The sequence below is a fragment of the Photobacterium nomapromontoriensis genome (assembly GCF_050336815.1).
Lineage (GTDB): Bacteria > Pseudomonadota > Gammaproteobacteria > Enterobacterales > Vibrionaceae > Photobacterium > Photobacterium nomapromontoriensis.
In genome coordinates, this window is sequence record NZ_JAKJSL010000015.1 from 35,328 (window position 1) to 56,068 (window position 20,741).

At 46.9% G+C, this 20,741-nt stretch carries 18 protein-coding genes; 8 read left to right on the forward strand and 10 right to left on the reverse strand.

Annotation, left to right across the window (positions count from 1 at the left end; translation table 11 throughout):
* Positions 1–64: 64 nt before the first annotated feature.
* Genes lolE through lolC form a run of 3 tightly spaced genes read right to left on the reverse strand, consistent with a single transcriptional unit; the run spans position 65 to position 3,199 of the window.
* The gene (gene lolE, locus L4D12_RS00865; RefSeq protein ID WP_428445923.1) at positions 65–1,309 is read right to left on the reverse strand and encodes a lipoprotein-releasing ABC transporter permease subunit LolE; all 1,245 of its coding nucleotides are present in this window, start codon (positions 1,307–1,309) and stop codon (positions 65–67) included.
* Complete coding sequence (lolD, locus tag L4D12_RS00870) at positions 1,309–1,998, reverse strand: lipoprotein-releasing ABC transporter ATP-binding protein LolD (RefSeq protein WP_428445924.1); 690 nt, start codon at positions 1,996–1,998, stop codon at positions 1,309–1,311. Before lolD ends, lolE begins: the two co-directional genes overlap by 1 nt.
* Positions 1,991–3,199: a lipoprotein-releasing ABC transporter permease subunit LolC gene (gene lolC, locus L4D12_RS00875; RefSeq protein ID WP_428445925.1), complete on the reverse strand. Its 1,209-nt coding sequence runs from the start codon at positions 3,197–3,199 to the stop codon at positions 1,991–1,993. Before lolC ends, lolD begins: the two co-directional genes overlap by 8 nt.
* A gap of 190 nt (positions 3,200–3,389) precedes the next feature.
* On the opposite strand from lolC, the gene L4D12_RS00880 reads away from it, so the two are divergent.
* The 8 genes from L4D12_RS00880 (at position 3,390) to bamJ (ending at position 13,708) form a co-directional block, all read left to right on the forward strand.
* On the forward strand, positions 3,390–3,962 hold the full coding sequence (locus L4D12_RS00880) for a PilZ domain-containing protein (RefSeq protein WP_428445926.1): 573 nt from the start codon (positions 3,390–3,392) through the stop codon (positions 3,960–3,962).
* A gap of 4 nt (positions 3,963–3,966) precedes the next feature.
* A complete protein-coding gene (gene mfd, locus L4D12_RS00885; RefSeq protein ID WP_428445927.1) occupies positions 3,967–7,422 on the forward strand; it encodes a transcription-repair coupling factor in 3,456 nt (1,151 codons plus the stop codon).
* 29 nt (positions 7,423–7,451) lie between these two features.
* Positions 7,452–8,294 (forward strand): peptidoglycan binding protein CsiV, encoded by an 843-nt coding sequence (locus L4D12_RS00890; protein ID WP_428445928.1) that lies wholly within the window; start codon positions 7,452–7,454, stop codon positions 8,292–8,294.
* A 183-nt stretch (positions 8,295–8,477) separates the two neighbouring features.
* The gene (locus tag L4D12_RS00895) at positions 8,478–9,029 is read left to right on the forward strand and encodes a GNAT family N-acetyltransferase (protein ID WP_428445929.1); all 552 of its coding nucleotides are present in this window, start codon (positions 8,478–8,480) and stop codon (positions 9,027–9,029) included.
* Between the two features lie 124 nt (positions 9,030–9,153).
* Entirely contained in the window at positions 9,154–10,401 is a 1,248-nt protein-coding gene (locus L4D12_RS00900; RefSeq protein WP_428445930.1) for a transposase-like zinc-binding domain-containing protein, read from the forward strand.
* A 257-nt stretch (positions 10,402–10,658) separates the two neighbouring features.
* A complete protein-coding gene (locus tag L4D12_RS00905; RefSeq protein WP_428445931.1) occupies positions 10,659–12,152 on the forward strand; it encodes a sulfatase family protein in 1,494 nt (497 codons plus the stop codon).
* Positions 12,153–12,404: 252 nt separating this feature from the next.
* Positions 12,405–12,974, forward strand: coding sequence for a prepilin-type N-terminal cleavage/methylation domain-containing protein (locus L4D12_RS00910; RefSeq protein WP_428445932.1), 570 nt, complete (start codon positions 12,405–12,407; stop codon positions 12,972–12,974).
* A 260-nt stretch (positions 12,975–13,234) separates the two neighbouring features.
* Complete coding sequence (gene bamJ / locus L4D12_RS00915; RefSeq protein ID WP_428445933.1) at positions 13,235–13,708, forward strand: BamJ family beta-barrel-assembly machinery protein; 474 nt, start codon at positions 13,235–13,237, stop codon at positions 13,706–13,708.
* Positions 13,709–13,808: 100 nt separating this feature from the next.
* On the opposite strand, the gene L4D12_RS00920 is transcribed toward bamJ, so the two are convergent.
* The 7 genes from L4D12_RS00920 to L4D12_RS00950 form a co-directional block, all read right to left on the reverse strand.
* Positions 13,809–15,098 (reverse strand): NAD(P)/FAD-dependent oxidoreductase, encoded by a 1,290-nt coding sequence (locus L4D12_RS00920; RefSeq protein ID WP_428445934.1) that lies wholly within the window; start codon positions 15,096–15,098, stop codon positions 13,809–13,811.
* Positions 15,099–15,712: 614 nt separating this feature from the next.
* Positions 15,713–16,246, reverse strand: coding sequence for an alpha/beta hydrolase YcfP (gene ycfP, locus L4D12_RS00925; RefSeq protein ID WP_428445935.1), 534 nt, complete (start codon positions 16,244–16,246; stop codon positions 15,713–15,715).
* 209 nt (positions 16,247–16,455) lie between these two features.
* Positions 16,456–17,301 carry a DUF6279 family lipoprotein gene (locus L4D12_RS00930; protein WP_428445936.1) on the reverse strand — a complete coding sequence of 282 codons (846 nt, stop codon included), beginning with the start codon at positions 17,299–17,301 and terminating at the stop codon, positions 16,456–16,458.
* Between the two features lie 82 nt (positions 17,302–17,383).
* The gene (locus L4D12_RS00935; protein ID WP_428445937.1) at positions 17,384–18,334 is read right to left on the reverse strand and encodes a protein kinase family protein; all 951 of its coding nucleotides are present in this window, start codon (positions 18,332–18,334) and stop codon (positions 17,384–17,386) included.
* 9 nt (positions 18,335–18,343) lie between these two features.
* A complete protein-coding gene (lpoB, locus tag L4D12_RS00940) occupies positions 18,344–18,937 on the reverse strand; it encodes a penicillin-binding protein activator LpoB (protein ID WP_428445938.1) in 594 nt (197 codons plus the stop codon).
* Positions 18,938–18,958: 21 nt separating this feature from the next.
* A complete protein-coding gene (locus L4D12_RS00945; RefSeq protein ID WP_428445939.1) occupies positions 18,959–19,345 on the reverse strand; it encodes a YcfL family putative periplasmic lipoprotein in 387 nt (128 codons plus the stop codon).
* Positions 19,345–20,730, reverse strand: a complete 1,386-nt coding sequence (locus L4D12_RS00950) for a COG3014 family protein (RefSeq protein ID WP_428445940.1) — start codon at positions 20,728–20,730, stop codon at positions 19,345–19,347. Before L4D12_RS00950 ends, L4D12_RS00945 begins: the two co-directional genes overlap by 1 nt.
* Positions 20,731–20,741: the final 11 nt, after the last annotated feature.

The following is a 20,741-nucleotide window of genomic DNA, read 5'->3' on the forward strand; positions in this document are numbered from 1 at the left end:
CCAACCGTAACAATGGTGATCGTCAGTAAAATACTTTAAAGGGATATCACATTCCACTGACTACTTACTTTGCACTCAATACCGCAGCTGGTTGCAACGCACTGGCACGTTTAGCGGGATACCACGTTGCCAAGAAACTCAGCATTACCGCAGTAACCGTCACCAGTATCACATCATGAAAGACCAGTTCTGTCGGAAGAAAATCGACAAAATAGATATCCCCTGACAAAAACTGATGGCCAATAATGGACTCCAACCAAGTAATAAGCCCTGTCAAATTAACCGCGACCAGCGCCCCTAAAACTGAGCCAATCAAGCTGCCAACCAGCCCTGACATCACACCATGCCAAACGAATATTGAGCGAATAAGCCTATCTGAAGCACCCATTGTTCGCAAAATTGCAATATCGGCGGCACGATCTTTTACCGCCATCATCAAGGTGGAGACAATATTGAAACTCGCCACCCCGATCACCAATACCATCACCAGATACATGATCGTGCGTACCATCTGAATATCCCGATACAAATAACCGTATTTTTGATTCCAGCTTTTCAGGTACACCGTGACAGGCAAGGTATAACCGACCTCTCGCACAATATGTTGAGCATCCAGTACATTATCAACGTTCAGCTCAATCCCTGTGATCCCCTCGCCCATTGAAAGATATCGCTGTGCATCCGCCAATGGCACAAGGGCAAGATTATGGTCAATCTGACCAGCTAGCGCCAATAGCCCAGCCACTTGCAGACGGATCCGGTGTGGCGCCTTAAGCTTGTCACTTGAGTCCGGGTTGGGAATCATTGCGGTGATCCAATCCCCAACCCCAATACCCAACTTGTCGGCCACGCCCTGCCCCAATATGACCTCTTGCTTACCGGCCTCAAATCGGTCCCATGCACCATCTTTAACAAAGTTAGGTAACGCACTGACTTTACGCTGCTGCTCAGGGTTTACACCTCGTACTTCAACCGCTTTCAAGCTATTGTTTTTTTCCAGCAAAGCGGTGAATTTTATATACGGTGCAGCAGCGGTGACTCGAGGATGCTGCTCCACAATCTTCAGCACCGGTTGCCAATCAACAAACGGCGGTTTCACTGCTTCCAGTTCTCCATGAGGAATCACCGACAACACACGATTTTTCAGCTCGCGTTCAAAACCATTCATCGCTGATAACCCGATAATGATCACCGCGACTCCCACCGCTATCCCTAGGGTTGATGACATTGAAATAAATGACACCATCCGGTTACGCTGCTTAGCTCGGCTAAATCGGCTACCGATATAAAGAGAAATCGGTCGGAACATTACGCCACCTCGACCTTAACCAATTCGCCATCTTGCATGTGCATGCAGTGGTCAAGTTTTGACGCAAGCTCTGTATCATGGGTTACAACCAAAAAAGCAGTACCCGATTCACGATTCAGTTTACGCATCAAATCATAAATTTCCACAGCCGTCTTATGATCAAGATTCCCCGTTGGCTCATCCGCTAAAACCAATGCAGGACGGTTGACTAAAGCCCGAGCGATGGCAACCCGCTGACGCTCGCCGCCACTGAGCTCGGAAGGGCGGTGTTCAAGGCGGTGTGATAGCCCTACCAATTCAAGCATGCTTTGTGCCTGAGCCCGAGCTTTCTTGGCCGATAATCCACCGATCAATAGTGGCATCGCAACGTTTTCCACGGCGGTAAAGTCAGCCAACAAGTGATGAAATTGATAAACAAAGCCAATTTCCTGATTACGCAATTTAGCCTGTTTATTAGCACTCATTGCATTTAGCTTCTGGCCTTTAAAAAACACATCCCCTTCAGTTGGCGTATCCAGCGCCCCTAAAAGATGCAGCAAGGTACTTTTCCCCGAACCCGATGAGCCGATAATCGCCATCAGCTCGCCAGCATTCAAACTAAACCCAACCCCTTTCAGGACTTCAGTTTCTAATTGGGACTCGCGATAAATCTTACGCAGTCCCTGACAAACTAATAACGAATTATTCATAACGCAGTGCCTCAGCAGGACGAACCGATGCCGCCCGATATGATGGAAATACAGTTGCTAGTAAACTCAACAAAATGGCACCAGCGATAACAATAAGAACTTGTAGCGGCTCTACAACCACAGGTAATGCGCCACCAACCATAATTAAATCAACCCCGAGTACAGCGAGTAGGCTGTTTATATTAACCGCCAAGAGCATGCCTAACAGGCCTCCTATAATCGCGCCAATCACACCACTGCTCGCCCCTTGCACCATGAAGACCAATAAAACCTGACGGCTGGTCATACCCTGAGTTTTCAAAATAGCCACCTCTGCCTGTTTCTCCATCACCACCATAATCAATGCTGAAATGATATTGAATGCAGCGACTCCGATGATCAAACCGAGCATGAGTCCCATCATATTCTTTTCCATCTTAACGGCTTGGAATAGCTCTCCGCGCTGCTCGCGCCAGTCAGACCATACCAATCCATCAGGCAATGCAATGCGCGACAATTCGGGTACAACAAACGGGTCATCAACGTACAATCGCCAACCGGTTATTACGCCTTTCTTCAGGCGTAATAACCGTCCTGCATCCTCAATATTGGTTAACATCAACTGGTTATCGACATCTGAGCCCGTATTATACAGACCCGCCACTTCGAAGTTCCGTTGGCTAGGAATACGCCCAAGCGGAGTATATTGACTGGCACTAGTGACCATTAATCGGACTTTGTCTCCGATCTTAACCCCCAGCTGATTAGCTAATCCCTGCCCCAATAAGATACGGTAACTCCCCGGCTGCAAGTCCGATAAATCCCCCTGATTAATATAATACTTAACCGGTTCGAATTTATTCGGGTCAATACCCAACAGCATCCCTGCAGCCAGTGAATTAGCACTTTGTAATATTGCTTCACCACGCGTGACTGGCGTTACCATATCAACATGGGGAAGACTTTTTAAAAACGGTGGGGGCTGTTTGGTCCATGGAAGATGACCATCAGGTCCGGACACCACAGCCTGTGGCATCACCCCCAGAATTCGCTCTTTAAGCTGCTCCTCAAAACCATTCATAACAGACAGTACGGTTATCAGCGCCATGACACCAATCGTGATACCCGCTGTTGACATATAGGAGACAAATCGGCTAAACCGATCACCTGAACGTCCACGCAGATAGCGCAAACCAATAAAAAAAGAGACGGGATGAAACATAGAAAAAGAAGCAACCATCCTGATAAATACTGCCCGCAAGCATACCTCTTACCGTCTACTTTTACCATGTAGCAATGGTAAAAGTAATGTGAAAACAGAGAGTAAAATAGCCACTATTACTGTCGCTGACTTGCCCCCAGACGATAGCTAAGTGATAATCGTAGGATAGTTAATTTATTGCGAGTGCGAGATGAACCAGGACGAGTATTTTTCAGTCCATGCCGGGTTGACCATCAATGTGGAGCCACTTCAGCCATCTGAGCCCGTGCCTAACATGATGGCCTTCCAGCAAGAAATTCCGCCGTTGTTTCGCATAGCCAGTGAATGCAGTGGTCTTGACGAAGGGCTAGAGCGCTCACTGTCTCAGTTTAATAAGGATGAGCATAAAGGGTTGATGCAATACCTGACCGCGCAGAACAGTAAAATTAACCTGCTGCTCTCTTATGTGCTTTCCCAGCAAGATGATGCATCACTACGCTTCATTACCCATAGCTTCGGCGCGAGCCGTTTATCCTATCTTGCCGCTCAACCGCTTGCCAACGGCACCCGGGTTCGCCTCAAGCTCTTTATTGATAACCCTGCCGCAGCTGTCTACGCCTATGCAGAAGTCAGCAGTTGTATCGAGCAAGACGAAAAATTTGAAATCACGTTGAAATATATCCGCTTACTGGATGATGATCAGGATCTACTGATCCGAGCAGCACTTTACTTCCAACAAAAAATATTGCGCCAACGCGCCCAACAGCGATCAGATGACCGGTAGAACCATGAAAGCACACTCTATCCTCTCTCTTCCTTTGCCTGACAAGCAAGGAGACAGCCGTTTTATCGGTAATATTTCGGGGGCCGCCTTGGCCCTTTCTATCGCCGAACTGGCACAAGCCCATAACGGTCCATTACTGGCCGTGGTACCAGATACGCAGACGGCACTACGCCTGCAACCTGAAATCAGTCAGTTTACTCCCCAAGATGTCAGTGTTTTCCCCGACTGGGAAACCCTGCCATATGATAATTTTTCACCGCACCAAGACATTATTTCTGAGCGTTTAGCTCGACTATATACCCTACCTCAGCAAAAAGACGGGGTAGTACTCGTGCCCATTAGCACGCTACTGCAACGCCTGACACCACGCGCTTATATTCATCAGCATGCGCTACTGGTCAGCAAAGGCGATCATCTGTCACTCGACAAACTCCGGTTACAGCTCGAAGTCTCAGGCTACCGCCATGTTGATCAGGTGATGGAGCACGGTGAATATGCCAGCCGAGGATCGCTGCTAGATCTGTTCCCGATGGGTAGCCATCAGCCCTACCGTATCGACTTTTTTGATGATGAAGTCGACTCTATTCGCCAGTTTGACCCTGAAAATCAGCGCTCAACCGGTGAAATTAAGCAAATTCGCCTGCTACCTGCCCATGAGTTTCCAACCGACGAATTGGCCATTGAAAACTTTCGAATGCGTTGGCGAGAGCGGTTCGAAGCCCGTCGCGAACCTGAATCAATTTATCAGCAAGTCAGTAAGCGTACTTGGCCTGCGGGTATCGAATATTGGCAGCCACTGTTTTTCGATACCACCGAAACCCTGTTTGATTACCTGCCAGATAACAGCTTACTGCTCACCATCGGTCAGCTCGAACCTGCGGTAGATCAGTTCCTTAATGATGCTGATTACCGCTTTGACCAAAGACGGGTTGATCCCCTGCGTCCTTTGCTTGAACCCAAAGAACTCTGGCTGGCCAAAGATGAAATGTTCAGCCACTTTAAGCAGCTGCCGCAAGTTCGGATCCGCCAAGACAGCGAACCGGAAAAAGCAGGCCGATTCAATCCGCCACTCAGCGCGGTGCCAGCCCTGACCATCAATCACCAACTAAAGGAGCCTCTCGCCGAGTTACGTCGTTTTACTGAAAACTTTACGGGTAAAATTGTCTTCTCTGTGGCATCAGAAGGACGCCGAGAGGCACTGCTTGATTTATTGGTTGGTATCAAATTACGCCCTCAAGTCTGTCATTCACTCACTGAGGCTTTAACCGCGCCGAGCAAGTTCAGCCTGATCATTGGTGCTGCAGAGCAAGGCTTTGTCCTTGACGATCCGGCTATCGCCCTGATCTGCGAAAGTGATTTATTGGGTGAGCGTGTTGTACAACGTCGTCGCCGTGATGATAAAAAAACCATCAATGCGGACACCATTATCCGCAACTTGGCTGAACTTCAGGTGGGTCAACCTGTTGTCCATATTGACCACGGAATTGGTCGCTACCAAGGGCTGCAAACCCTTGAAGCCGGTGGTTTAAAAACTGAATATGTCACTCTTGAGTACCAAGGCGGCGCCAAACTCTATGTGCCAGTCGCATCACTGCACCTGATCAGCCGCTATTCAGGGGGAGCAGAAGAGTCCGTGCAACTGCATAAACTTGGCGGTGAAACATGGGCTAAAGCACGCAAGAAAGCCGCAGAGAAAGTCCGCGATGTTGCGGCCGAATTGCTCGATGTTTACGCCAAACGAGAAATGAAGCCCGGGTTTAAATTCAACCTTGATCGTGAAGCGTATGCCGATTTCTGTACGGGCTTCCCGTTTGAAGAGACCCATGATCAAGCCTTAACGATTAATGCCGTTCTGTCTGATATGTGCCAAGCGAAAGCCATGGATCGCCTAGTCTGTGGTGATGTCGGATTTGGTAAAACCGAAGTAGCAATGCGCGCCGCTTTTGTCGCTGTCGATAACAGTAAGCAAGTCACAGTATTGGTGCCTACGACCTTGCTGGCCCAGCAGCACTTTGAAAACTTCCGTGACCGTTTTGCTAACACACCAATCCGGGTCGAAGTACTCTCACGCTTCAAGACAGCCAAAGAGCAGAAGCAGATCCTCGCCGATATGTCCGAGGGAAAAATTGATATTCTGATCGGCACCCACAAACTGCTGAACGCCGCCGTTGATTACCATGATCTTGGCTTGCTTATTGTGGATGAAGAGCACCGCTTCGGGGTACGCCAGAAAGAAAAGATCAAAGCGATCAGAGCGGATGTCGACATTCTAACGCTGACCGCCACCCCTATTCCGCGCACCTTGAACATGGCGATGAGTGGGATGCGGGATCTATCGATTATTGCTACCCCGCCCGCACGGCGTCTGGCGATTAAGACTTTTGTGCGTGAAAGCGATGATGCACTGATCCGTGAATCAGTACTGCGGGAAATCATGCGGGGTGGACAGGTTTACTTCCTTCATAACGAAGTGGAATCGATAGAGAAAATGGCCGAGGACTTGGCAACGCTGATCCCAGAAGCCCGTATCACTGTCGCCCATGGGCAGATGCCGGAACGTGAACTTGAGCGGATCATGAGTGATTTCTATCATCAGCGTTTTAACCTGCTCGTGTGTACCACCATCATTGAAACGGGTATCGACGTACCTACCGCCAACACAATTGTCATTAACCGCGCCGATCATCTGGGGTTAGCTCAGCTTCACCAGCTACGAGGTCGGGTTGGTCGTTCTCATCATCAGGCATACGCCTATTTGCTAACACCACATCCAAAGCGGATGACCAAAGACGCCATTAAGCGCCTTGATGCGATTTCATCGCTGGAAGATTTAGGCGCAGGCTTTACCTTGGCCACCCACGATCTTGAAATCCGTGGTGCCGGTGAGCTGCTGGGGGATGAACAAAGTGGTCAAATCCAATCTGTCGGCTTTACCCTGTTCATGGAAATGCTTGAACAGGCCATTGATGCTCTAAAAGAAGGAAGAGAGCCATCACTGGATGACTTGCTACGCCAACAAACCGAAGTAGAACTTCGCTTGCCAGCCTTGCTGCCTGACGATTTTATCCCTGATATCAATACGCGTCTTTCACTGTATAAGCGCATTGCCAGCGCCGACAGCGAAACAATGCTTAACGAGCTGAAAGTTGAACTGATTGATCGTTTTGGTTTATTGCCAGAAGCGACCACCAACTTACTCACCCTCAACCATATTAAACTCAAAGCGGCGGGTATCGGTATTCGTAAAATTGAGGCGGGCGAAAAAGGCGGCTTCATCGAGTTCAATCAAAATGCTGCGATTGATCCCGGATTTTTGGTTGGTTTACTGCAATCACAACCACAACATTTTAGGATGGAGGGCCCAACTAAGCTAAAAGTACTGGCACCAATGAGTGACAGAAAAGACAGAATTAAGTATGTTGACGGACTTTTAACAAAGTTGGCTGAAAACACTCTATAATAGAGGGCACTTAAGTGCGGAGTATTATCTTGAAAAAACTGATTTATTTGCTGCTTATCGCCGTTAGTTGGCCAAGCCTGGCAGCGCGACAATTTGACATCGAGGTACTCCTGTTCAAACGCAATATCGCACCTGAACAGGTAAATGAGTCGTGGCCAGATCAACTTACGCCTATCGATCTCACTGGCACCATTGATTTTGGCGATACCGCCCAGCTAAAAGCGCGCGGGATCCGACCGATGTCACCATCACAATTTCAATTAAACCCGCAATATGACAAGCTAAAGCAGCACGCAGGCTTTACCCCTCTCGCCCATTTTGGCTGGCGTCAGGGTGATCTTAGCCGTGCAGCAGCACCGACTATCCATATCACTGCAGGTAAAGACTTCTCGGCCCAATATCTGCCAGATGGCACATCCAGATCCAGCATGCCCCTTGCCGGTACTGAAACACATACCGATACAGGCATGACCATCACGACAGATAACCCATCGGCTAACGATACCAATACTGGAGCCGTTACCGATACTGGCGCAATATCGCCAAGTTCTCCACTGTATGAACTGGACGGTACCATGAAGGTTTATGTTCAGCATTATCTGTTTACCGACGCCACATTTGATCTTCGCGAACCAGACAGACGTGAGATTATCGTTGGGGCAGAGCCTATTGACACGGGTATCAATCCTTTGGTCACGGAGAGCAATGTACAAGTGGGCCATTTACAGGAAGTAAAAAAGAAAGTTGACGTCGAAGAGTTTCTTAAATCTTATCGCTTCAATCAGCAGCGAAAAATGCGCAGTAGTGAAACCCACTATCTTGACCATCCTCTTATGGGCATGGTAATCCAAATCCGTCGCATTGGTGGTTAACCTCGGCAACTCAGTGTCGTATTATGAATAAAATGGGCTGCAAATAATTGCAGCCCATTTTCTTTCCCCTGCGCACACGTTTTATTTCACGTATTGAGATAACGTTACGATAAAATATTGCATTCAACCACCAGTCACTTATGCTGGTAGAGTCAACCATCTAAAGACTATCCATTATCACGGATGAAAACAGACTACGAACTTCTCACTGAACGGCTTCTACTCCGTCCATTTAAAAATGCTGATGTGCTAGCGTTATATGATGCTATTCTCCATTCACAGACCAGCCTCAAGCCGTGGTTAACTTGGTGTACCGAAAACTACAGCCAAGAAGAAGCCCATGAGTGGATCCATGCCAGCCTACAAAACTGGCTGTATGACATCAGTTATGAGTTTGCGATTTTTGACCGCCAGAGCGATGACTTTCTCGGCAGCCTTTCAATAAGCAATATCTCCTCCCAGAGCAATTCCGCAGAATTAGGCTATTGGATCAAAGAAGATGCTCAGCGACGCGGTTTTGCGACCGAATCCTGCTTAGCTCTTACTGAGTTCGCATTTGCTACCGTCGGCCTGACCCGACTAGAAATTGTTACCCATCTCGGCAACCTCGCCAGCCAGCGTACCGCTCTCGCCTGTCGAGCCCAGTTTGAATGTACTGCCCGCAACCGGATCATGATGGAAAACAAACCCGTCAACGGCCTGTTGTTTTCGTTGATCCCGTCGGATATTACATAACCCACAGTAACATGTGGAATAGCGATAATGTGACGTATAGCTATGGTTACGCATCATCATTTGCAGCAGGTAAAACAACCCAATACTATTGGCTAATTATCTTGTAGTTCCGATTTACTGTTGAATGCTTGACTTAAACGTTTGTAAAAGCCGACTCTGTACCAATCTCGGTGTCTCTCACTCTCCTGACTACGAATACAATATCCGTGCCCTTGGCTTTCTTGCCATGTATTGTCGTCGCTGCGGGGCCACACCACCAATGCTGGATAACAATAGCTATCATCAGATCTGGCAGCATTGGCAAACCCAACTCAGTCAGCTCACGGGTCGCTTCTGCCCTGCTTGTGGACAAACAAGCTTCAAGCGCTTTGGGGCAAGCAGTACTCAACAGATCCGCTACCAATGCAAACTGTGCAGTCGAACTTTCTCTGCTCGCTATCCAGTTCATAAAGCCCAAGCTAATACCGTTGACCGACTGCAAGACATTCTCGCGAACCCAATCAGCGACGCACCGATATCACTTATTCAGTGGGCGCGTTCTACCGGTACCCCATTTGATCGGGCCTGTCAGCAGCTACATCAATTGGCTTTAATGGAAATGTGGCAGCAACCACTGGCTCACCACATCGCGACCAGTGCGTTTACCCTGCCTTATAAAGGCCGTAATAATCGGCTTTGGATGCTGATCAGTACGGATATGAACAGTAACAAAATCCTACATATAAGCAGCAGCTTAGTGCCACTTTCACTCTCAACTGAAGGGCGCTATCAACCAGGTTTCGATGCCCCAATACCGCCAATTGCCGATGTAGCCACAGCCATTGAACTCGCCCACCATCGTGAACAGTATTTCTTATCCCGTCCCCAGTTTGACCGCTGTGATTTCGGCGAAGGAACACTGGGAAGTAAAAGCATGAGCCACGCTCTGCCCGTGCTCACCGCCCATACGCATTTTGCGGTCCTGAAACAGCTTGGTCATGGCGGGCCCAACAGCGTGCACTGCCTTAGTCATGAGGTTTTCTTGCGCGGGGCTTGCATCACCCAGTTTGCCGATGACGTAAAACAGCATCAAACCGCCTTACTCTATGTCGTGGGTGAAACCCACCCACCAGCTGAGCATTCACAAAACCGAAAACTAGGGTGGTGGCAGAACGAATGGCACGAATACCATGACGCCGATGGTAATACCAAAGCCTTTACTGAGCTATGCGGTAGCTCTCCCCTCACCGCAGACGCCATCTCGCTCTCGAGCGTTAATCAGGCCATTCACTTCATTTGCCAGTCAGCCACACATCATGATCTGCATCTGCTGACCGCCCAGCGGGTGAATGCGCTGATCGCCGGACTCACCATCGTCTACAACAATGCATAATTGGGGATTGTTGGCTTTAACGTGTCCAGTCTCATTCCCAGCAACAATTTTTGATAAAAAAAACAGATAATAGCTAAACACGCATTTTTTGTGGCAGCTATCACACCCCTCATTACTACGTTAACTATCATTAGCGCGCTTCCAAACAACCTTTCTAAGTAATCTCATCTCGCGATATTTTGCTCCTATTCACGATAGGGAAGCTCACAATGACCATCTAAACAGCATGGTCGGTTACGCATTTTAAGGATTAAAATATGAATAAATCAGTACTTGCCAGCGCGATTGCACTCGCTGTCATTTCAACACCTGTAGCCGCTACGGCCTCTGTCACACCGACCGCTGATAAACCAAACGTCGTTATTTTCTATACCGATGATTTAGGTTACGGTGATACCGCGACCTATGGCCATCCCATCGTCAAAACACCACACCTCGATCAACTTGCTGCTGAGGGGATCAAATACACCCAATACTACGCACCTGCACCACTGTGTTCGCCATCACGTGCTGGCATGCTGACAGGCCGTACTCCATATCGTACTGGTATCCGTTCATGGATCCCTGATAGCCAAAACGTGCATCTCGGTTTGGGTGAAGTCACACTGGCCCACATGCTTCAAGGGGAAGGTTACAATACGGCGATCACGGGTAAGCTGCACCTTAATGGTGGCGCCCATATGAAAGACCACCCACAAGCGTCTGATATGGGGTTTGATCACACCTTTGTTATGCCATCGGGCTGGCCGAAAAATGCCAAAACTGAGGCTAAAAAAGCAGATGGAAGCTTACGTCACGGCAAAATTTACCCCGATAATTTCTGGCGAAACGGCAAACCGGTGGGTGAAACCGATGTCTTTGCGGGCGAGTTAGTTGCAAACGAAGCGATCGACTGGCTCACTGCGCAACAGAGCGATAAACCATTTTTCCTATATGTTCCATTCTCTGAAGTACATACTCCGATTGCATCACCTCAGCGATACCTCGATATGTACAATGAACATATCACGGCTTTCGCCAAGCAAAATCCGGATCTGTATCACTGGGACTGGAAAGGCCAACCCTACCGCGGCCAAGGCGAATACTACGCCAACATCACTTATATGGATGCCCAAATGGGTCGTATCATTGATAAGCTAAAAGCAATGGGTGAATACGACAACACCATCATCTTGTTCTCATCAGACAATGGGCCAGTCACCCGAGAGGCTCGCAAGCCATGGGAACTGAATATGGCGGGTGAAACCGGAGGCTTACGCGGTCGTAAAGATAACCTATTTGAAGGTGGGATCCGCGTCCCGATGGTCATGAAATTCAACCAGACAATTAGTGCTAGCACCCAGTCTCATGAACCTATTTACGGCCTTGATATTGTGCCAACCCTAAGCGAAATCATTGGATTTGATCTACCTACTGATCGTCCAATTGACGGCACGTCGTTTACTGGTACTTTCGCTGGAAAATCAGTTGAGCGTGATAAACCAATGATCTGGACAATTGACATGCCATACCAGGATGATCCAATCAATGAATACGCTGTGCGTGTGGGTGATTATAAGCTGATTGTTGACCGTGCAGGCAATAACAAGTACCTGTTCGATATCGCCAACGACCCGTACGAAATGTATAACCTGATCGGTAATGCTAAATTCAATGCTAAAGCCGAAGAACTGACCCTCGCCTATAAAGCTTACCGTCAGGACATTGAGAATGACGTGATCCTCAATGCCAAAGCAGGCAAGCAAGGCTAATCCAACATATCTGTGTTATGGTTTCCCTTTAACCCGTAAAACAAATCCAATAAGACAAAGCCGCTGATATATCTGCGGCTTATTTTCGACACAGACAACAAAAAACGCGCTAATTCCCGTGTTCGCGAAAATGCTAGCTACATTGTTCACAAAAGATTCCATGTATTCAGTAAAAATTAAGATCTAACAACTATCCTACTTATGCACAAGGCGTATAATGCCCCCCTTATTTAACATCTGCATGTGATACTTATGAAGAGACAGCAAGGGTTTACGCTAATTGAATTAGTCATTGTGATTGTTATATTAGGTATTTTGGCGGTAGTGGCAGCGCCAAGATTTATGAATTTACAAAGTGATGCTAAATATGCCGCATTAAATGGCATGAAAGGCGCTATACACTCAGCTATAGATTCTACATATGGCAAATTAGCACTCCTTGGTCTCGAAAATAAAGATCGAGTCTGTGACGCTGCTGTAGCCAGTAAAGACTGTGAAAATACAGATTTAGGTATTCCTGGATGCGACGATACATTTTGCTTATTTGAGTATGGTTACCCAAGCGATGATGGTGTGACTATTGCACATTTAGTGAATGGTATCGCGGTAAATAATAGCCACTCTGATGATGATTTTGTGGCATTTTATTCTGTAAAACATCAAAAGATGGTAATCACATTTTCAAATAACGTCGTTGTAGAAACGTCGGGTGGTCAGGTAACAGGACATCACTTATTACATGACCGTTGCTACATTACCTATGAAAAAGCTGACAAAGAAAATAGTCAGCCCACGATCTCTAACCCGATCAATTGTAAATAAGTGATAGGTACCCAAGCTAATCCCCATATTTTTGCCCATAAAGCATCACTCAAATCCTGCGTCTAGAGGTAACAAGTGGGGGCGTTTTAATAAAGGTCGCCAATAAAGCGGCCTTTTTCATTTCTGATTATGATTTCATTTTGTTATCCCCTCCTTACCTTGCCTGTTCCGTACTTTTCTGTGGTTAAGGGCTCTGCTAGTATGGAGCCAGCCAGAAACCGATTATTCGGTTTGTTCTCTCGTCCATATAAGGATTTACTGTGTTTAAAATTATTCTGACTATTGCCATCATTGGCCTCGTCATTTTCTTTATGCAACGTTCATACAGCGGTAAGCAAGCCGCGACAGAGAATATCAAGATAGGTGAAACATTTCTGGCGGAAAACGCCACGAAGGAAGGGGTAAAAACCACCGCATCTGGGCTACAGTATCTTGTACTACAAGAAGGAACAGGCAGCGTTCACCCGAAAGCATCTGACAAAGTAACCGTGCACTACCACGGCACACTGATGAATGGAAAAGTGTTTGACAGTTCAGTCGACCGTGGCGAAACCATCCAATTTGGCCTGAACCAAGTGATCAAGGGCTGGACGGAAGGGCTGCAATTAATGGTTGAAGGTGAAAAAGTCCGTTTCTTTATTCCGGCAGAGTTAGCCTACGGTAACCGCGGGGTAGGCTCTATCCCACCGGGTTCAGTACTGATCTTCGATGTTGAACTCTTTAAAATTAATTGATTGTCTTATCGCACGCATAAAAAAACCGCCGTTGAGGCGGTTTTTTGCATTTATCTAGCACAGACTTACACTGGCGTGTATTCCACCAAAACGAAACGTATTAATGTAGTTTTAGGTTTGGACGCAATACGCGGTTAATACGACTAACTAGCATCATCAAGCCAGTTTTAACCACACCATGTAGTGCAACTAAATGCATTCTATACAATGAGATATAAACGATACGTGCAATACGCCCTTCAATCATCATCGACCCTTTACTCAGGTTCCCCATCAGGCTACCAACGGTAGAGAAACGGCTCAGTGAAACCAATGAACCATGGTCTGTATACACATAGGGTTTCTGATCACGGTCATTCAATTTAGCCACGATATTCGAGAAGCAACGGCTTGCCATCTGATGCGCTGCTTGTGCACGTGGTGGCACAAAGCTACCATCTTCCTGAGTGCATGACGCCAAATCACCGATCACGTAAATGTTATCATCGCGTGTTGTCTGCAATGTTGGCTTCACGACCAACTGATTAATGCGGTTGGTTTCAAGACCTGCGATATCTTTCATAAAGTCAGGCGCCTTAATTCCAGCGGCCCACACCATGATCTGAGCAGGAATATGTTCACCCTCTTTGGTTGTTAAGCCAGTGCTATCTGCGTTAGTCACCATGGTGCCCGTACGCACATTAACACCCAGTTTAGTCAGTTCACTATGTGCCGAAGCAGAAATACGTGGTGGTAATGCAGGAAGAATACGATCACCAGCCTCAATCAGGTTAACGTTCAAACGAGAACTGTCTAGATCACCAAAACCATAATTACGTAATTCTTTGACGGCATTGTGCAGCTCTGCAGAAAGCTCAACACCAGTTGCACCAGCACCAACAATCGCAATATCGACCGTTTTTAACGCTTTGTTAGCATGCAGTTTCAGAAACTGGTTGTTCATTTCAGTACGGAAACGGTGCGCCTGCTCAGGGCTATCAAGGAAAATACAATGCTCGGCTACACCTGGGGTATTGAAATCGTTAGACGTTGAGCCAATCGCCATAACCAATATATCGTATTCCAACTCTCGTTCCGGCATCAGCAGTTCGTCATGCTTGTCGTATAACGGAGCCAAGGTGATCACCTTACGTTCACGATCAATACCTTGGAAACTCCCCATTTGGAAATCGAAATGATGGTTTTTAGCGTGGGCGCGGTAACTCAGGGCATCAACCCCTGCATCCATTGATCCGGTCGCAACCTCATGCAGCAATGGTTTCCACAGGTGACTGCCTCGACGGTCAACCAATGTAACTTTAGCTCGTCCTTTACGGCCAAGTGTACGGCCAAGCTTAGTGGCAAGCTCCAAACCGCCGGCGCCGCCGCCAACTACGATAATTCGCATCACAATATCTTCCTCTTATTTTGTATAATTTTTTTGCTCATAACCTTACATCCACGTTTCATCCCTAAAATGAAGAAGCTAATGCGCTGGCTAACTGACTAAATACCAATAGCACAGAACCCTGTGTCTCATCGCGGTGAACCTTTGCCAAACCATCAATGAATAAACGGTGGTAGGGACTCACGAGAAAGCATGCTTTGTGGGCACACAAAGGCATTGTGCTATTGATATTGTGCAAACGAATCTTACATCGTCGGCTGTAGGTTGGAGGTAGGTATCACTAGTTCTTATTTTTACCGTCGCTGGGTCGTTATCGCAGCTTAACTACCGCGTTTATTATCATACTGACTCATCGACAGGGAGCGATAGGTATCATCCTCCGCTCCTCTTTTGTGTGACGATTATCTAATAATTCAGCAATAGTTAAAAGTATATATCGCAAAAAAAATGACATATATTCAAAAAAAACCATAAAAATTGCTCTAGCGCATAGAACGGATTGTGGTTTTAGTTAAGACGCATGGTTAACTACGATGCCATCAGGCCATATGTATCGGACCAGTACACTTAACGATACTAATTCAACAATGTACATACGATTGCACAGTCTCACCAAGTTAAACCTTAAAAGCCTTCAGCGCTTGCAGGTGCTGAGAAATCTTCTTAAATTTATGGCTTTCCTTGTCATCCCATACCACATCATAATAGGGAGATAGCTCTGTTTCAGAAGCACGATTATCCATTGTTTCATCATGGGTCGACAAAAAAACCAGACAGCAACCTTGGTTCTTCGTCCGATAGTCTGTCACACACTTAGTCGCAATATCTGCATATTCTTCTGGTCGGTCTATCTTCCCTTCCATGTTCACTTCAGGATGCAGATTAGGGTTAAACAGAGCCTGCTTAATCCCACATAAAAAACCAATACGCTCAGCCCAATATCCACCTAAACCAACACCACAGATAAGCGTATCTGCAGCACCATATTCAGTCACCAAGATGCTGACTTCTTTTAGTAAGTGTGCCATATCATGTTTGGGATGCTGAGTACTGTAAGTGACCACTTTTACATCATCAATAAACTGCAGCTGCAATACTTTTTCGTGATTACCTGCGCTGGTTGCATCATAGCCATGTAAATAAATAATCATTGTGAACGTCCTGTCTGTTGTTTCATGAAAGCCTTAACGGCTACAGGCCTATTGCAGGCCAATTTTGTGATTTACCACTTATAAAACATTACCAAATGGCAACACTCTATCGACGTTAATCTAACACTTTTCATTCCCGTTGTTGACCCAAACTTGAAAAAGCACTCTCTTTCAGCCGATGGCAAAATGGTCTCGATACTTCGCATGTACTACTGATTAATCAATACAGCGACATCTTTTCTGATGTTTATCAACTTGCGGTTTAAGTGAGCGCGCTGAACATCACTGAGGGTATGGTTTAAGCGCCGCATCAATTCAAAACGACGGTTAAGGTAAAAATTAATGTCACTTTGATAGTTGGGACTTTCCAATCCCACCATCTGTCGCATCAACCGAGTAAACTGTGCACTAAACTCAGGCCTGCTCCGCTGAACCATCATCTGCTGCCACTCCCTGAAGAACTGCTGGCGGATTGCAATAAAAATAGGCACCATCCCCACCTGATAACCAGCCAGTTCCTCAAGCAGTGCTTCCTGCTTGTCGGTCAACGACCCTACCCAATCCTGGGTAAAATCGGTCAATTGATTAGCACGTCGTGCACGTTGTTCAGCAAGCGTCAATGCATTACGTTTCCTATCTATTTCTGTAAAACGCTGCTGTATATTGTGGGTTAATTCTAAAACCTGACTATCATTGAGCAACGATAATGTGGCCGCTAAAGGCTTCGCCAATACAGCCGCTGTATTTTGTCCCAATTCGGTAAAAATAAAGTAGTAGTCACGCATTTGGTCATAGGTGACAGGGAAAAGAAGATCAGCCTGAAGACGGTCAACGACACGGTGAATACGAGGAAGTTCTTGCTGACGGTGCGTTTCTATCGCGCGCTCGACCCCATTATCAAGGACACGCTCTTGCTGGCGGGTTAGATTGACATAGTCTGAAATACGGTAGTTTAACCAAGTATCAAAATGATTATACGCCAGTCGAGTCGTGCAACCTGCTATCAATATGAGAGGCGCAGACAACACCAACCAAAACAGTACTCTTCTCACCATGGTATCACCCCTCCCCTTTTTCACCTGCCAAGGCGGCAACATACTGGTTTAAAGGATAGACAACATTGAGAGAGTACAGGACTCAAGCATTCTCGCTTTGCAGATCCAAGTGAAGCTTATCTTTAAGCTGATTAGCCTGAGACTGATAATCAAGATCCGGCCAAAGTTGTGCACCAACATAAAACCACAGCATCGCTAGGTAATCACACCAAGGCTGCCATGCAGTTACCGCTTGATGCCAACGTGCAATGCTCTGCTCATCATTCACACCTGAACACAGACAATACTGATTAACGGCATATTCCCGATTCAATCCATTTGCCACAATGGTGAGAGTCAAATCCAGTGATGGATCGCCTGCGGCAGCATATTCCCAATCGATCACCTTGGCTTGCCCAACGCTCCACTCATCGGTGTCCGTCTCCGTGAGGGGATCTGAGGGTAGAATAATATTGTACCCCCCCAAATCGTGATGGCAGCAGGTATCCGCAAACCAAAGGATTGGCGTTCGATGCTGAAATGCATGGTAAATCGCACACAATGCATCATCTTTATTGTGTTCGGTAATGCCCAACCAATAATGAGCCGCACGTTCGCGACAATCCAATCGCCACTCAGGGACTGGCAACGAATGAATATGGGCCTGTAGTTGAAGTAATTTATCGGTAGGATAATGCTCGTCTGCTGTATGACCTCTGACCCATTCAACCAATAAACCTTGCTCAAGCAAGGCAACCGCCCGAGGAGCCAATGAAGCGTGACAGCATGAATGAGTAGATAAAGAACTGAGCAGTATAAACTCTTGTTGACGAGATAGGCCAAAGGCCTCAGTTGATCTCGACTGTGGACGCCAAACCATGGTTGATTGACATAAGGTAGGAGTATGCAACAGGGTTACCTGCCAACATCGATTACTTAAACCGCCCGTTAATGGCTCAGCACTAACGAGTTGATGATCAGGCAAAGAAGTCTGTAATACGGAGTTAAACCAGATCGCGAACGAACCCCTATCTATCTTCTGCCCAACCATCATTTGATCACACTACCAGCCAAGCAGGCTTTTTGATTCTTGCTTACGGATTTCGGTTTCATCGGCCCATTCAATCAGCCCTGTTTCCAAATCTATTAAACGCATTGTCATCTTGTAGTATACGTCTTTATCGCCACCAGCCGTTTTCACAATACTCGCAAGATTACCGTACAGCATATACTGTGCGCCGACCATGCGACCAAACTGAATAGCAGTACTCTGATTCACCAGTTCATCGCTATTTTGAAAGTTAAGCTGTTTGCGTACGGCTTCAACACGCGTCATATCAACAAAGCGGAATTTTCCAGAATTAAGCAGACGTGTACTGACAGAATCAGTGATTGACTCGGTATCAATATGTTCACTGGTTTTATTTTTGATGCCGTCAACCATAATAATTGGCCGCTTGCCATTGATGGTAAGTTGCGCAACCGCACCGGATGACAACATACTGTCGGTCATCTCTTCCGCAACTTTTTGCAGATCCGTTGAGCCAAACTCAATCGTTGTGGTCTCCACTTCTTGAGCGTCACCGTAACTCACCTTCTGAGCACACCCACCCATTAGTGCTGCTACGCCCATTAGCGCAATGATGCTTTTTTTCATTCTTTTACCTTTACCCCAAAATCAATAATTGGCTTTACGGATGTAAATCCGATATTGCGTTGCCTCTGGCTTTCTCGCAACCGCCTGTAATGTCATGGTATCTTTTCCGTGAATGACAAACTGGCGCCATGGACTGTCACTGCCACTCACTTCCAACCCTTGAGCATCATACCAATAAAAGCGGTACTGAAGATTAAGATCGGAATCAATCTTACTGCTCACTGGCACCGCGGCTTTCAGTAAGCCATTGACACTGGTCACTTGCGCTTTATCAATTGTCAATCGGTTTGCCAGATTGGTATTGCCAATCACCACATTTTGGTTACTGCTTTCTATGCTGATCCCTGACGTGGTGGTTGAACACGCCGATAGCCCAAGTATTAGCCCCAAAACAATGAGCACTCTCATCAGTTGCCTCCCAATAGTACTGACCAGCCCGTCAGCTGGCTTCCTTGCCGAGACACCCACACAAGGGTAGTCCGGCCTGCTTTCACATTAACGTTAATCTGATGGCCATTCCATGACAGCGTATATTGGCCCGCTGATAGATCCTGCACACCTAGCGATACCGTTGCGGGCAGACTTTCCCAACTACGCGTATCAGGTTGTTCAGTCAGAGTGTTAAAAATGTTGGCCAAGACATTACCAACATCATTTCCTTCTCTAGCTGCGGCTTTTCGTATCTCATTTTTAGTCAATACCCGCAGTGCCTGGCGCACCGCCATGGTCGGTAACTCTTCTTGCAAGTTATACTGTGCCATGGCGTTAACATTGCTCAGTGTACTTTCGGCCACTGGCCGATGACCCAGTAGCAATGGCGAGTATATTGGAGCCGCTGATGAGCGATAATAAGGCAGCGCCAAGTTATACACCACGCCGTTACCGTGATGATCAGCAAGCCATAATGGTAAACGCCAGCCATCACGGGCCTCTACCACCCCTTGTTCATCGAAGATCACGACCCGCCCTGAACCCAAAGCCGGTGGTTGATAATGCCCATAGCGAGCCGTTAATGATGTAAGATCACCGTTCATGCCCAATCGAGTCGCCAATCTTAAAACGGTATGCGCAACATACCGATTATCAGGTGCAACGGCTAATGCACGTTTGTAATCGACATAGGCATTGTTCAGGTCACCATCAGCCTCATAGAGTATCCCTGATAAATAAAACAGATAGCCATTTTGAATATTGCCTAAGCCACCAGCAATATCCGGATAGCGGGCCAGCACTGCACCAATATTCTGATCAATACCATTGCGCTTTGCTTCTTTAGCGACTTGTTCAAGCTCAGTTTCGCGCTGTTTTTTAGCCGTTTCCTGTACTTGATTTGCCCGGCGAACTTCGACTAACGCCCCTTCTAAATCATGCTGCTGGATATAATTCAATGCTAAATACAGATGCAAAAATCCCAATTCATAATCGGCAGGCTGATAGGTGATCATATTGTCATTCGTCAACAGCGAGCCGGCCTGATTAAACCCTTCAGAGATCTGAATCATCGCCTGACGCTGCTGTTCTTGTACTGCCTTATCCGCTCCCTGCAATGCAGCAAAGCTCAAGGGGTACTGGCTCGCAGCAAAACTAATTCGCCCTTTTTCCATGCCATACAATATGTCGCCAGCAGGCGCATCAGGCAATGCTGCCAATGCTTGTTGATACAAGCCTTGCTGCATTGCATCATGGGTCTCACTGTTCACGGCACTGTAATGGCTAAATAGATTTTGCGCCGATAAATTAACACAGGCCGCCAAACCCAAAGATAATACCGCGACGACGGCACGTTTGAACATTATGTTAATTA

Coding starts and splice junctions, on each gene's coding strand:
- L4D12_RS00900 (WP_428445930.1), top strand. CDS start 9,154: ATGCTTGACTTAAACGTTTGTAAAAGCCGACTCTGTACCAATCTCGGT.
- mfd (WP_428445927.1), top strand. CDS start 3,967: ATGAAAGCACACTCTATCCTCTCTCTTCCTTTGCCTGACAAGCAAGGA.
- lolC (WP_428445925.1), bottom strand. CDS start 3,199: ATGTTTCATCCCGTCTCTTTTTTTATTGGTTTGCGCTATCTGCGTGGA.
- L4D12_RS00945 (WP_428445939.1), bottom strand. CDS start 19,345: ATGAGAGTGCTCATTGTTTTGGGGCTAATACTTGGGCTATCGGCGTGT.
- L4D12_RS00930 (WP_428445936.1), bottom strand. CDS start 17,301: ATGGTGAGAAGAGTACTGTTTTGGTTGGTGTTGTCTGCGCCTCTCATA.
- lpoB (WP_428445938.1), bottom strand. CDS start 18,937: ATGAAAAAAAGCATCATTGCGCTAATGGGCGTAGCAGCACTAATGGGT.
- lolD (WP_428445924.1), bottom strand. CDS start 1,998: ATGAATAATTCGTTATTAGTTTGTCAGGGACTGCGTAAGATTTATCGC.
- L4D12_RS00895 (WP_428445929.1), top strand. CDS start 8,478: ATGAAAACAGACTACGAACTTCTCACTGAACGGCTTCTACTCCGTCCA.
- lolE (WP_428445923.1), bottom strand. CDS start 1,309: ATGTTCCGACCGATTTCTCTTTATATCGGTAGCCGATTTAGCCGAGCT.
- L4D12_RS00880 (WP_428445926.1), top strand. CDS start 3,390: ATGAACCAGGACGAGTATTTTTCAGTCCATGCCGGGTTGACCATCAAT.
- L4D12_RS00905 (WP_428445931.1), top strand. CDS start 10,659: ATGAATAAATCAGTACTTGCCAGCGCGATTGCACTCGCTGTCATTTCA.
- L4D12_RS00910 (WP_428445932.1), top strand. CDS start 12,405: ATGAAGAGACAGCAAGGGTTTACGCTAATTGAATTAGTCATTGTGATT.
- ycfP (WP_428445935.1), bottom strand. CDS start 16,246: ATGATTATTTATTTACATGGCTATGATGCAACCAGCGCAGGTAATCAC.
- L4D12_RS00950 (WP_428445940.1), bottom strand. CDS start 20,730: ATGTTCAAACGTGCCGTCGTCGCGGTATTATCTTTGGGTTTGGCGGCC.
- L4D12_RS00935 (WP_428445937.1), bottom strand. CDS start 18,334: ATGATGGTTGGGCAGAAGATAGATAGGGGTTCGTTCGCGATCTGGTTT.